The organism is Microbacterium sp. NPDC090225 (assembly GCF_044772365.1).
Classification (GTDB): domain Bacteria; phylum Actinomycetota; class Actinomycetes; order Actinomycetales; family Microbacteriaceae; genus Microbacterium.
The window spans coordinates 772,844-785,659 of the sequence record NZ_JBIVYS010000001.1 but is presented as its reverse complement, the minus strand read 5'-3'; the positions used below and the strand labels follow the sequence as shown (position 1 = coordinate 785,659).

12 protein-coding genes are annotated in these 12,816 nt (G+C 68.8%); 9 read left to right on the top strand and 3 right to left on the bottom strand.

Features of this window, described 5'->3' with window-relative positions; translation table 11 throughout:
- Window positions 1–40 precede the first annotated feature (40 nt).
- Both ACIQTT_RS03920 and ACIQTT_RS03915 read left to right on the top strand, forming a co-directional pair.
- A complete protein-coding gene (locus ACIQTT_RS03920; protein WP_402786264.1) occupies window positions 41–949 on the top strand; it encodes a phosphodiesterase in 909 nt (302 codons plus the stop codon).
- An 88-nt stretch (window positions 950–1,037) separates the two neighbouring features.
- Window positions 1,038–2,498: an aspartate ammonia-lyase gene (locus ACIQTT_RS03915; protein WP_402786261.1), complete on the top strand. Its 1,461-nt coding sequence runs from the start codon at window positions 1,038–1,040 to the stop codon at window positions 2,496–2,498.
- A gap of 66 nt (window positions 2,499–2,564) precedes the next feature.
- Here the strand turns inward: ACIQTT_RS03915 and ACIQTT_RS03910 are convergent, their stop codons facing one another.
- Complete coding sequence (locus ACIQTT_RS03910; protein WP_402786258.1) at window positions 2,565–3,434, bottom strand: fumarylacetoacetate hydrolase family protein; 870 nt, start codon at window positions 3,432–3,434, stop codon at window positions 2,565–2,567.
- Between the two features lie 89 nt (window positions 3,435–3,523).
- On the opposite strand from ACIQTT_RS03910, the gene ACIQTT_RS03905 reads away from it, so the two are divergent.
- The 3 genes from ACIQTT_RS03905 to ACIQTT_RS03895 all read left to right on the top strand — a co-directional run bounded on the left by ACIQTT_RS03905 (window position 3,524) and on the right by ACIQTT_RS03895 (window position 6,227).
- Window positions 3,524–4,945, top strand: a complete 1,422-nt coding sequence (locus tag ACIQTT_RS03905; protein WP_402786255.1) for a PrsW family intramembrane metalloprotease — start codon at window positions 3,524–3,526, stop codon at window positions 4,943–4,945.
- A 204-nt stretch (window positions 4,946–5,149) separates the two neighbouring features.
- Window positions 5,150–5,518 carry an FKBP-type peptidyl-prolyl cis-trans isomerase gene (locus ACIQTT_RS03900; protein WP_247622738.1) on the top strand — a complete coding sequence of 123 codons (369 nt, stop codon included), beginning with the start codon at window positions 5,150–5,152 and terminating at the stop codon, window positions 5,516–5,518.
- Between the two features lie 154 nt (window positions 5,519–5,672).
- Window positions 5,673–6,227 carry a YceI family protein gene (locus ACIQTT_RS03895; protein WP_402786250.1) on the top strand — a complete coding sequence of 185 codons (555 nt, stop codon included), beginning with the start codon at window positions 5,673–5,675 and terminating at the stop codon, window positions 6,225–6,227.
- Between the two features lie 28 nt (window positions 6,228–6,255).
- Here ACIQTT_RS03895 and ACIQTT_RS03890 read toward each other — a convergent pair whose 3' ends face one another.
- Complete coding sequence (locus tag ACIQTT_RS03890; RefSeq protein ID WP_402786247.1) at window positions 6,256–7,548, bottom strand: MFS transporter; 1,293 nt, start codon at window positions 7,546–7,548, stop codon at window positions 6,256–6,258.
- A gap of 189 nt (window positions 7,549–7,737) precedes the next feature.
- Here ACIQTT_RS03890 and rpsO point away from each other — a divergent pair, with 189 nt between their 5' ends.
- The gene (rpsO, locus tag ACIQTT_RS03885; protein WP_017203073.1) at window positions 7,738–8,007 is read left to right on the top strand and encodes a 30S ribosomal protein S15; all 270 of its coding nucleotides are present in this window, start codon (window positions 7,738–7,740) and stop codon (window positions 8,005–8,007) included.
- 139 nt (window positions 8,008–8,146) lie between these two features.
- Here rpsO and ACIQTT_RS03880 read toward each other — a convergent pair whose 3' ends face one another.
- Complete coding sequence (locus ACIQTT_RS03880; protein ID WP_402786244.1) at window positions 8,147–9,151, bottom strand: isopenicillin N synthase family dioxygenase; 1,005 nt, start codon at window positions 9,149–9,151, stop codon at window positions 8,147–8,149.
- A 122-nt stretch (window positions 9,152–9,273) separates the two neighbouring features.
- Here ACIQTT_RS03880 and efeU point away from each other — a divergent pair, with 122 nt between their 5' ends.
- Genes efeU through efeB form a run of 3 tightly spaced genes read left to right on the top strand, consistent with a single transcriptional unit; the run spans window position 9,274 to window position 12,804 of the window.
- Window positions 9,274–10,227, top strand: coding sequence for an iron uptake transporter permease EfeU (efeU, locus tag ACIQTT_RS03875; RefSeq protein WP_402786240.1), 954 nt, complete (start codon window positions 9,274–9,276; stop codon window positions 10,225–10,227).
- A complete protein-coding gene (gene efeO, locus ACIQTT_RS03870; protein WP_402786237.1) occupies window positions 10,224–11,456 on the top strand; it encodes an iron uptake system protein EfeO in 1,233 nt (410 codons plus the stop codon). Before efeU ends, efeO begins: the two co-directional genes overlap by 4 nt.
- 34 nt (window positions 11,457–11,490) lie before the next feature.
- The gene (gene efeB / locus ACIQTT_RS03865; protein ID WP_402786234.1) at window positions 11,491–12,804 is read left to right on the top strand and encodes an iron uptake transporter deferrochelatase/peroxidase subunit; all 1,314 of its coding nucleotides are present in this window, start codon (window positions 11,491–11,493) and stop codon (window positions 12,802–12,804) included.
- The last annotated feature ends 12 nt before the right edge of the window (window positions 12,805–12,816 follow it).

Sequence of the window (12,816 nt, the reverse complement as noted above, 5' to 3'; positions counted from 1 at the left end):
GGCCGGGGCGCGCGTCCCACCCCCGTCATAGGCTGGTGCCATGCCAGGGCCCTACGTCTTCGGTCGGTATCAGCCGGCGTCGCACACGATCATCCATGTCAGCGACCCGCACTTCCTCGCCGGAGGCGCGCGTCTGGGAGGGCGTTACGACGTCGACGACACGTTCGCCCGCACGCTGGTCGCCATCCGCGCCGTGCATCCGTCTCCGGCCGCGATCGTCCTCACCGGCGATCTGACCGATCTGGGGGAGCCCGACGCATATCGTCGCCTGCGCGCCGCCGTCGAGCCGGTCGCCGAGGACCTCGGGACGCAGGTGATCTGGGTCGCGGGCAATCACGACGAGCGTCCCGCACTGCGGGAGGGACTGCTGGACGCGCCGGCGACGGAGGAGCCCGTCACCGGTGTCTGGGAGATCGAGGGTCTGCGCATCATCGCGCTCGACACCTCGGTGCCCGGCTGGCACCACGGCGACCTCGACGACGGCCAGCTCGCCTGGCTCGCCGACGTTCTGCGGACCCCGGCTCCGCAGGGCACGCTGCTGGCCATGCACCACCCGCCCCTGCCGAGTCACCTGCCGCTGTTCGACATCCTCGAACTGCGCCATCAGGAGAAGCTCGAGTCCGTCATCCGGGGGAGCGACGTGCGGGGTATCCTCGCCGGTCACCTCCACTACTCGTCGACCGGGGTGTTCGCCGGGGTGCCCGTGAGCGTCGCCTCCGCCACCTGCTACACGATGAACGTCGCGCGTCCGGCGGCAGAGGTCAACGGGATGGATGCCGCGCAGGCGTTCAACCTCGTGCACGTCTACCCCGACACCATCACGCATACCGTCGTGCCGGTGACGACGGCGCCCACCGGCGAGTACTTCTCGGAGGCATGGCTCGAGAAGATGGCGGCGCTGGATCCCGAGGCGCGTCTGGAGGCGTTCTCGCGGAAGCCGACGCGCTGATGCGGTGCCCCGAGCGCGGTGAAGGCGCGGGCGTAGACTGGAGTCATCCCCCACTCCACTCATTCGCCACGACCCACAAGGATGTGACATGGCATCTGCCGCGCCGACCCTGACCCGTACTGAGACCGACTCCCTCGGGAGCATGGAGATTCCCGCCGACGCGTATTGGGGCATCCACACCGCCCGCGCCGACGAGAACTTCCCGATCACGAAGCGCCCGATCTCGGTCTACCCGGATCTCGTTCGCGCCCTCGCGATGGTCAAGCAGGCCAGTGCCCGCGCGAATCGCGAGATCGGAGTGCTCGATCCGGAGCGGGCGGATCTGATCGACCGCGCGGCCCAGCGCGTCATCGACGGCGAGTTCCACGACCAGTTCACGGTCGGGGTGATCCAGGGCGGTGCCGGCACCTCGACGAACATGAACGCGAACGAGGTCATCACCAACATCGCGCTCGAGATGGCAGGACGCGAGAAGGGCGACTACGCGTTCCTCTCGCCGATCGACCACACCAACCGCAGCCAGTCCACCAATGACGTGTACCCGACGGCCGTGAAGATCGGCCTGTCGCTGACCCTGCAGGCGTTGCTCGAGGAGCTCGATCTGCTGCGCCGATCGTTCCTGGCGAAGTCGGGGGAGTTCCACGATGTGCTGAAGGTCGGACGCACCCAGCTGCAGGACGCGGTGCCGATGACGCTCGGCCAGGAGTTCCACGGCTTCGCGACGACTCTCGGCGAGGATCACAGCCGACTCACCGAGAACGCCTCGCTCATGTTCGAGATCAACATGGGAGCGACCGCGATCGGCACGGGCATCACGACCCATTCCGACTACGCGCCCGCCGTGCTCAGGCACCTGCGCGAGATCACGGGCCTCGACCTCGAGACCGCCACCGACCTCGTCGAGTCGACGAGTGACACGGGTGCGTTCATGTCGTTCTCGTCGTCGCTCAAGCGCAACGCCATCAAGCTGTCGAAGATCTGCAACGACCTGCGCCTGCTCTCGTCGGGACCGCAGGCCGGTTTCGGTGAGATCAACCTCCCGGCCCGTCAGGCGGGATCGAGCATCATGCCCGGCAAGGTCAACCCCGTGATCCCCGAGGTCGTCAACCAGGTCGCCTTCGCCGTCGTCGGCGCGGACATGACGGTGACGATGGCGGTCGAGGGCGGGCAGCTCCAGCTCAACGCCTTCGAGCCGGTGATCGCGCACTCGATCTTCCAGTCGATCACCTGGATGCGTCAGGCGATGTGGACCCTGCGCGTGAACTGCGTCGACGGCATCACGGCCAACCGCGACCGCCTCGTCACCATGGTCGGCGCCTCGGTCGGCGTGATCACGGCGCTCACGCCCTTCATCGGGTACGCGGCGGCGGCGGCGCTGGCGAAGACCGCCCTGCTCACGAACCGCAGCGTCGCCGACCTCGTCGTCGAGGCCGGGCTCATGTCGCGTGAAGAGGTAACCAAGCAGCTGTCGCCCGCGCGTCTGTCCGGGCTCGAGGCCGTCACGGCGGCGATCCCGATCATCCCGACCGACGATCTCATCGAGATCTGAGCGGATACGGAAGAAGGGCGGATGCTTCGGCATCCGCCCTTCTGCGATTCCGCGCCCCGACGACGGTCAGTCGAGGATGCGGCAGTGCGTCGTGAGCTCTCCGATGCCGTCGATGCCGACGGTGACGCTCGAACGGTCGCGGAGGAAGATCTGCGGATCGCGCGAGTAGCCTGCTCCGCCGGGGCTGCCTGTGGAGATGAGGGTGCCGGGCAGCAGCGTCAGCGACTGCGAGAGGTGCGCGATGAGCGTCGCGACCGACCGCACCATCTGGCCGGTCGTCGCGTCCTGAACGGTGTGCCCGTCGACGACGGTCCAGATGTGCAGATCCTGCGGATCGGCGATCTCGTCGGCGGTGACGGCGAAGGGACCCGTGGGGGTGAAGCCGTCGAAGGACTTGCAGCGCGACCACTGCGCCTCCGCGAACTGGATGTTCCGCGCGGTGATGTCGTTGACGACCGTGTAGCCCCAGACGTGGGAGAGCGCATCGCTCGCCGCGACGTTCTTCGCCGGGGTGCCGATCAGAACTCCGAGCTCCGCCTCGTAGTCGACCGCCTCGCTGAGCGCCCGCGGCCACGAGGTGGTCTGCTGGTGACCGGTCAGCGAGTTCGGCCACAGCGTGAAGACGGTCGGCGCGGCATCGGTCTTGAGCCCCAGCTCGCTCGAGTGGGCCGCGTAGTTCAGTCCCACGGCCAGCACGGCCGGGGGCGCCAGGACGGCCGAGGCGAAGGACCAGTCGCCGAGCGGATGCCGGGGCGCGGCGCCTTCGGCGAGAGCCGAGCGGAGCTGGTCGAGCGCGGCGTCTCCGCGTTCGATGAGCTGCTGCAGCGTCGCCGGAGCGTCGGTGAGGAGGTCGGAGACGAGGATGGCGTCGGCGTCTTCCACCACGGCGAGAACCGCAGAAGGGGAATCCGGACGGCGCAGATGAGCGAACCGCATGCCTCTACGCTACCCGGTGGCCGCGACCTGTCAGCGGAGGCCTCCGGTATACCGGGAACGGCGCCGCTCCGGCCCCTATGCTCGTGGCTATGAGTTTCGGAGGACCGTCCCAGCCGCAGCAGCCCCCGCGGTACACCCCGCCGCCGGCCCCGCAGCCCTCGCACGCGGCGCAGCCATCGCCTCCGGCTCCGCAGCCCGCGCCTCCGCAGTACGCGCCTCCGGCTCCGCCGCAGCCGCCGGTCTACGCACCTCAGCAGCCGCCCGCACCGCAGCAGCCGCCCGCACCGCAGTTCTCCCAGCAGCAGTACGCGCAGTCGGCGTACACGCCCCGGCAGTTCTCGCAGCAGCCGGCCTATGCATCCGCGCTCGCGCAGCCGACGCCGTACACCCCGCCCGCTCCGGCAGCGCCCTCTCCCGCCGAAGGGCTGCCGGCACTCCCCGTGCCGACGCGCAAGGGGCGCAGCGTATCCATCTGGCTCTTCGGGTTCCTCGGCCTGCTGCTCCTGGCGCTGATCGGCTACTTCGTCGTGGCGCTCGGACCCTCGGCATCCGTCATCGGACTGGTTCTCGCGCTCATCCCACTCGCCATCGTCTTCCTCGGCGTCAGACTGATCGACCGGTGGGAGCCCGAACCCAAGAGCCTCGTGATCTTCGCGATCGCGTGGGGAGCGATCGCCGCCGTCGGCCTCACGCTGTTGGTGGATCTCGCGCTCACCTTCGCCTTCGGCTTCCGCTCGGAGGAGCTCGCCGCGGTCGTGCAAGCGCCGATCGTGGAGGAGTTCTGGAAGGGCTTCGGCGTCTTCCTCATCTTCCTCGTGGCCCGTCGCGCGTTCGACGGCCCGATCGACGGCGTCGTCTACGGTGCGCTCGTCGGCGCGGGGTTCGCGTTCACCGAGAACGTCCAGTACTTCGCCATCAGCCTGATCGAGGGCGGGGGAGAGCAGCTGTCGGTGACCTTCGTCGTGCGCGCGCTCCTCTCGCCGTTCGCTCACGCGATGTTCACCTCGCTGACGGGACTCGCGATCGGTCTCGCGGCGCGCCGTCACAGCTCGGCGTGGGCGGCCCTCGGCGCGGGGCTCCTCGGACTGCTGGGCGCGATCCTGCTGCACGCGCTGTGGAACGGATCGGCGACGTACGCCGACTTCTTCCTGCTGTACTTCACGCTGCAGGTCCCGTTGTTCGCCGGGTTCATCATCGGCATCGTCGCGCTGCGTCGGGAGGAGGCGCGTCTGACGAAGGCGCGTCTGAGCGACTACGCGGCCGCCGGGTGGTTCACCCCCGAGGAGGTCACGATGCTCGCGACACCGGCGGGGCGCAAGGTCGGGATGGCCTGGGCCGCGCGGTTGCGCGGGGATCGCCGACCACTCATGCGCGAGTTCATCAAGGACGCGACGACACTGGCATCCGTCCGTCAGCGTGCGATCACCGGGCGTGACCCGCTCGCGTCGGACGACGAGCGCGCGCTCCTCATCCGCACCCGCGCGACGCGCGCCGCGCTGCTCGCTTACTGAACCACGGGGGCGGGAACACCGCCCCCCGGACAGACTCAGCGCCCGGTGCTGCGGCGATGCCTGCATGTCTCCCGGGCGCTGAGTTGGCTTGAAACCAGGGTGCACCCGCCTCCCGGGAGTGTCAAGGGCGACTTCGTCGGGTGTTCGCTGTGAGCAGGTGCGGTCGCGTTGACCGGTCGGCGTCTCCTCGGGTTGGATGGAGTCATGACTGATCGTACGAAGCCCGAGTTCGACGCCCCCACCGGTCCTGCGCCCGCAGAGCTGGTCATCCGCGACATCATCGAGGGTGACGGCACCGAGGCCAAGCCCGGCGACACCGTCACCGTGCACTACGCCGGTGTCGAGTTCGAGTCCGGCGAGGAGTTCGACTCCTCGTGGGGCCGCGGTGAGACCATCCAGTTCCCCCTGCGCGGCCTGATCCAGGGCTGGCAGGACGGCATCCCCGGCATGAAGGTCGGCGGGCGTCGCGAGCTCACCATCCCGCCGCACCTCGCCTACGGTCCGGCCGGGGGAGGACATTTCCTTTCCGGCAAGTCGCTGATCTTCATCATCGACCTCGTCGCCGTCGGCTGATCCGACGACGTTCACGAAGACGCCTCGTCCCGTTCGCGGGCGGGGCGTCTTCCGTTGCACTCAGGAGATTCTTATTCATGGGAATATATCTTTCGAGAGCACGGTTCCTTTTCCTGTCGCTGCAAGAGCGGCCCCCACGTCCTAAGGAGATCCCATGACCAGCATCGACATCCCCGGCTACCGCCCCGGCACCTACGTCCTCGACCCCTCTCACAGCGAGGTCACCTTCAGCGTCCGCCACATGATGATCTCGAAGGTGCGTGGCACCTTCGGAGTGAAGAGCGCGACGCTGACCGCTCCCGAGAACCCGCTCGACACCACGGTCGAGGCGAGCGTCGACGTCTCCTCCGTCGACACGAAGGATGAGGGTCGCGACCAGCACCTGCGTTCGGCCGACTTCTTCGACACCGAGAACTTCCCGACGATGGACTTCATCTCCACCGGTGCCCGCGCCGAGAACGGCGAGCTCTACGTCGACGGTGACCTCACCATCCGCGGTATCACCAAGCCCGTCAGCTTCGAGGTCGACTTCGGTGGCTTCGGCTCCGACCCGTGGGGCAACTACAAGGCCGGCGCTTCGGCCAAGGCCGTCATCAACCGTGAGGACTTCGGCTTGACGTGGAACGCCGCCCTCGAGACCGGTGGCGTGCTCGTCGGCAAGGACGTCACGATCAACCTCGATCTGCAGGCGGCTCTGCAGCAGGACTGATCCGCGTGCGATGAGGACCCCGGGCCGTTCACGGCTCGGGGTTCTCTGCGTCGTAGGAGCGGAAGCGCGGGTTGCGCTGCACGAGGATGGCGACCAGCGCGATCACGAGAACGCCGCCCAGCAAGGGCGGGAACCAGAGGGCCGTGAAGGTCGAGAGGGCGCCCGCGTACAGTGCCCCGACCCGGGGCCCGCCCGCCACGACGACGATGAAGACACCCTGGAGGCGACCGCGCATGGTGTCGGGCACCGCGGCCTGCATCATGGTGTTGCGGTAGATCGCGCTCACGTTGTCGGCCGCTCCCGAGAATGCGAGCGCCACGCATGCCACGACGATGAGGGCGATGTTCGGTGCCGTCTCGGATGCCGGGGGGAGGAAGACTCCCACGAGCAGGACGACCCCGAACGCCAGGATCGATGCCCCGTACGCCTGGACGGCGCGGGCGATGCCGCGTCCGTGCCAGCGGTACTGCACCGCGCGGCCGGAGAACAGGCTCGAGGCGAAGGTGCCCAGAGCGACGGCGGCGGTGAGGAGTCCTGTCGTCACGGCTCCGCCGCCGAGGAGGATCGTGCCGAGGGCCGGGAAGAGCACGAGAGGCTGCCCGAACGTCATCGCGATGATGTCGACGATGTACTGCACGCGGATGTTGCCGGCTCGTCGGAGGAACCGCCACCCGTCGACGAGGGAGGCGAGTCCGGGGCGCACGATGTCGCCCTCGGGGCGGAGAGCGGGCAGGGTCCAGAGTCCGAGGAACATCGACAGCATGAGGACGACGTCGATCGTGTACGTCCAGCCGTACCCGGTGAGCGCGACCAGGACCCCGGCGAGGGCCGGGCCCGCCATGACCGTGAGGCCCATCGAGATCCCGTTCAGGGCGGATGCCGGAGCGAGCAGGTCGCGCGGGATCAGGCGCGGCACGATGGCGGTGCGCGTCGCCATGCCGACCGAGTTCGCGGCAGCGGTGATCATGCTCAGGGCGTAGAGCCACCAGATCGTCTCCGAACCGGTCCAGGTCAGCGTGGCGAGCAGCGCCGTGGAGGCGAAGGTGACCGTCGCGGCGATGAGTGCGACGCGGCGTCGGTCGAACGCGTCGGCGAGCATGCCGCCGTAGAGTCCGGCGAGGATCATCGGGACGAGCCCGGCGACCGCGATCATCGAGACCGCGAAGGTGCTGCCGGTGAGGCTGAAAACGTGCAGCATCACGGTGACGAGAGTCAGCTGCCCGCCGATGCCGGCGAGGGCCGATCCGATCCACATCCGGGCGAACGCGGGGCTCGCCTTCAGGGGGGAGAGGTCGATGAGATGTCCGCGTGATCCACTCATCGCGATGCCTGGCCGTGCTGCACCTCTCGAGCGTATCCGAGGGGAGAGCGGGCGGGCGCGGATCGCGGTCGTCGGCAGGGCCTGGTGGCTGGTAGACTCTTCAGGTTGCCGTTTGATCGGCCGCGGATAAAGAGAGCCCTCGCATCAGGCGTCGGGCGCCGCGCAACAAGCTGAAAGGGGATCGAATCTATGGCACTCGAAGCAGACGTCAAGAAGGCGATCATCGAAGAGTACGCGACGCACCCCGGTGACACCGGATCCCCCGAGGTGCAGGCCGCAATGCTGACGCAGCGCATCAAGGACCTCACCGAGCACCTGAAGGAGCACAAGCACGACCACCACTCGCGTCGTGGTCTGTTCCTGCTCGTGGGTCAGCGCCGTCGTCTCCTCGGCTACCTCCAGAGCGTCGACATCGAGCGTTACCGCTCGCTGATCGCTCGCCTGGGTCTCCGCCGATAAGGCAGAGCACGCCAGCGTACAATCGCGCAGAACATTCTTGAGAAGGCCGCCCCAGGTGTGGGGCGGCCTTCGTCATTCCCGGGACTCGACGTCGCTCCTATCCCCGAGGAGAGCGGGAACGCTGAGGAGACCGTGAGGGTCAGGCGCCTGAGCCCACGAGGTCGGCGTGGTGGATCGCGGCGACGTCGGGGTGGGCGCGCAGTCGCGACTTGAGTGCGTTCTCGCCGTAGAGGGCGTGGATCGGGTTGGTCGGATCCTCGGTCACCCCCGTGGCCGCGGCGGCGAGATCGGCGGGCAGCTCGATCAGCGGCAACCGCTTGTCGAGCGCGGGGTTGAAGAAGAACGGGATCGAGATGCGCTCGTTCGGTGCCTGCGGAGAGACGACGCGGTGGTTGGTGGCCTTGAGGTAGCCACCGGTCGCATACTCGAGGAGTTCGCCGATGTTGACGACGAAGGCTCCGGGAACCGGGGGAGCGTCGACCCACTCGCCGTCGCGCTCGACCTGCAAGCCCCCCTTGCCGGGCTCGACCCACAGCAGCGTGAGTACACCGGAGTCCTTGTGCGCACCGACGCCCTGCTGGGGTTCCGGCTCATGCGTGCCCGGGTAGCGGACGATCTTGATCAGGGTGGAGGGTTCGCCGAAGTGCTCGTCGAAGTACGACGAGTCCGCACCGAGGGTTTCGGCCCAGGCGCGCAGCAGCTTGCGCGCGACCTCCGAGAGGGTCGCGTGCCACTCGGCGACGATCTCCTGCAACTCGGGCTGCGCGGCGGGCCAGAGGTTCGGTCCGATGAGGCGGTTGAACGCCGGGCCGCCGTCGATCGCGTCGCGCTCGGGGCCGATGTCGATCTGCTCGCGCCAGTCGACCTTGCCCTGCGTCCGCTCGCCACCGATGCGCGTGTACCCGCGGAAGTGCGGGCTGTTGACGTTCTCGATCGCCAACTTGTCGGCCTCGGGCAGTGCGAAGAAGTCCAGCGCGGCCCGGTGCAGTCGTGCCTCGAGAGCGGGGGAGATGCCCGTGCCGGTGAGGTAGAAGAACCCGACGTCGTGCGTTGCGGCGCGCAGGTCCTCGCGGAAGCGCGCGGCGGCCGCGGGTCCCTCGTCGAGCTGGGAGAGGTCGAGGATCGGGAGCGAGAGTTCAGCCATGGCACGAGAGTACGTCGCCGCCGCGCCGCGACGGGCGTGTGTTGCGGAGGATTACCGCGGTGCTAAAGTCTCGTAGGTAAGGGATGCCTTACCTCAGTAATATTCTGCAGAGAGATCCCTCCGTGCTCGCCACTTTCCTCATCGGCCTCCGTGAAGGCCTGGAAGCCGCCCTCGTCGTCGGCATCCTCGTCGCCTACCTCGGACGACTCGGCCGGCGTGACGTGCTGCCGCGGCTGTGGGCCGGCGTCGGCCTCGCGGTCGCCCTCGCGCTCGGCATCGGCGCCGTCCTGACCTTCGGGGCGTACGAGCTCACCTTCGTGGCGCAGGAGCTGATCGGCGGCCTGCTCTCGTTGCTCGCGGTCGCCATGGTGACGTGGATGATCTTCTGGATGCAGAAGGCCGGGCGCACCATGAAGGCCACGCTCGAGGGCGGCATCGACCGCGCCCTCACGCAGGGCGGGCTGTGGGCCCTCGTTGCGATCGGCTTCGTCTCGGTCGCCCGCGAGGGGATCGAGACGACCCTGCTGCTGTGGTCGATGGTGCAGTCGTTCGGTGACGCGCCCTCCGCTCTGCTCGGAGCACTCCTCGGACTCGCCGCCGCGGTGGTGATCGGTGCCCTGATCGCGCGCGGTGCCGTGCGCCTCGACCTGCGGCGCTTCTTCGCCTGGACCGGCGGCTTCCTGGTGATCGTCGCCGGAGGCGTTCTCGCCTACGCGTTCATGGATCTGCAGGAGGCCGGGGCTCTGCCCGGCCCGTTCACGGCTGCCGCCCCCATCGAAGCGGTGACCGGTGCCGTGGCCGTGGGCTGGCAAGCCTTCCCCTTCGGCTGGGCGTTCGACGTGACCTCGGCGATCGCTCCCGACAGCGCGTGGGCCGCCGTCCTGCAGGCCACCGTCGGCTTCATGCCGCGGATGACCTGGCTGCAGGTGACCGCCTGGGCCATCTACATCGCGGTCGTCGGCTTCCTCTTCGTGCGCGGTCTCCGCTCGCGTCGTCCCTCGTCATCCGCCCCGGTCGTCTCATCGAACGCCGCGGACGCATCGGTTTCCTCACCCACACAGCAAGGAGCAGCATGACCACCTCTCACCGGATCCTCGGCGCGATCGCCGCGACGGGCGCGGCTGCGCTCGTGCTCAGCGGCTGCGTCGCGAAGAGCGATGTCGCCGCCAGCGCGGCCTTCGACGTGTCGTCCACCGACAGCGCGTGCACCGTTTCGGGCGCCACCGCCGAGAGCGGCACCCTGACCTTCGAGGTCACCAACGACAGCGGTCAGGTGTCGGAGTTCTACCTGCTCGCCGACGACGGTCTGCGGATCGTCGGCGAGGTCGAGAACATCGCGCCCTCCGCCTCGCGCACCCTGACCGTCGTGGCGCAGCCCGGCGACTACTTCACGCTCTGCAAGCCCGGCATGATCGGTGAGGGCATCGGCAAGTCCGCCTTCACCGTCACCGGTGAGCGCGTCACGGTCGACGGTCCCGATGCCGAGCAGAAGCAGCAGGCCGTCGACCTCTACGCCGCCTTCGTCAAGGACCAGGTCGGCCAGCTCGTTCCGGCCGTCGAGGACCTCGTCGCGGCGTACGAGGCGGGCGACGACGACACCGCCAGGAGCCTCTTCCCCCTCACGCGCGCCTTCTACGAGCGCATCGAACCGGTCGCCGAGGCGCTGGGCGACCTCGACCCGCGCATCGACTACCGCGAGGTCGACGCCGTGGCCGAGGGCCTCGATTGGACGGGCTTCCACCGCATCGAGAAGGACCTCTGGGTTCCCGCGCAGGATGCGTTGAACGCCGACGGCGAGACCCCGGCCTGGCAGGATTGGGCGCCGTCGACCACCGAGGAGCGTGCCGACTTCGGCGACCTGCTTCTCGCCGACGTGCAGGAGCTGTACGACTACGTGCACTCCGACGACTTCACCGAGACGCTCGACGACCAGGGGATCGGCGGAATCTCGAACGGCGCCATCGCGCTGCTCGACGAGGTCGCGACGGGCAAGATCTCGGGCGAGGAGGACTGGTGGTCGGGGACCGACCTCTACGACTTCGCCGCGAACGTCGAGGGATCCAAGATGGCGTTCTCGCTCGTGCAGGACTTCGCCGAGGCGCAGGGCGACGACGGTGCGGCGCTCGTCTCGGAGATCGAGGCCGGCTACGCGGCGCTCGAGGAGTCGCTCGCGGCGCACGGGTCGCTGACCGACGGCTTCGTCGGGTACTCCGAGCTCACCGACGCCGACAAGCGCGAGTTCACGGATCTCATCAACGCACTCGCCGAGCCGCTCTCGCAGCTGACCGGCACCGTGCTCGAGTGACCGACCGCATCGACGGAACGGTACGATCACGCTCGTGAACGACAAAGGAACGGATGCCGCGGCCGACTCGTCCTCCGACGAGGCGGTGATCGCGGCATCCGCTCCGAGCGGCCTGAGCCGCCGGGGTCTGCTCGGCCTGGCGATCGGCGGGGGAGTAGCGGGACTGGCCGTCGGGGCCGGCGCGGGACTTGCCGGCGGCGTCGCGCTCGGGCGCTCGCGGGCCGCGGAGGACTCTCTCGCTGCGTACGACTTCTTCGGGGAGCACCAGGCGGGCATCACGACGTCTGTGCAGGATCATCTGCATTTCGCGTCGTTCGACATGATGCCCCGCACGGACCGCGATGATCTCGTCTCGCTCCTGCAGGACTGGACCTACGCTGCGTCACGCATGACCCAGGGCCTCGACGTCAGCGCGACGGGCGCGGTCGGCGGATCGGCCGAGGAACCGCCGGATGACACCGGTGAGGCGCAGGGGCTGCCCGCCGCCGGACTCACGATCACGATCGGCTTCGGCCCCGGTCTGTTCGAGAACGAGGACGGCGATCGGTACGGGATCGCCGCATCCCGGCCCGCTGGTCTCGAGCGGCTCCCCGCCTTCCTCGGCGACGATCTCGACCCGCAGGCCTCGCACGGCGACCTCTGCATCCAGGCGTGCGCCGACGACCCCCAGGTGGCCGTGCATGCCATCCGGAACCTCAGTCGCATCGCCTTCGGGCGCGCGCGCCTGCGCTGGTCGCAACTCGGTTTCGGCAAGACTTCGCGCACGACAGCGGCACAGGCCACTCCGCGCAACCTCTTCGGGTTCAAGGACGGCACCGCGAACATCCTCGCCGACGACACCGCTGCTCTCGACGCCCATGTCTGGGTCGCGGACTCCGACGAGCCGGCCTGGATGGCGGGCGGGTCCTACCTCGTCGCGCGCAAGATCGCGATGCTCATCGAGACCTGGGATCGTGTGCGGCTCTCGGAGCAGGACACCATCATCGGCCGGGACAAGGGAGAGGGCGCGCCGCTCTCCGGGGGCACGGAGTTCACCGAGCCCGACTTCGCCGGCTCCGTCATCGACGCCAACGCCCACGTGCGCCTCGCGCACCCCGAGCAGAACGACGGCATCCGGATCCTGCGCCGCGGGTACAACTACGTCGACGGCAACAACGATCTCGGACGGCTGGACGCCGGACTCTTCTTCCTGTCTTACCAGCGCGATCCCGCGCAGTTCATCACTCTCCAGCGCCGATTGTCGACCGACCTCATGAACGAGTACCTGCGCCATGTCGGCTCGGGCATCTGGGCGATCCCGCGCGGGGCGACCGCCGGGTCGTACATCGGCGCGGAACTCTTCGCCTGATCCGCCGCCTCG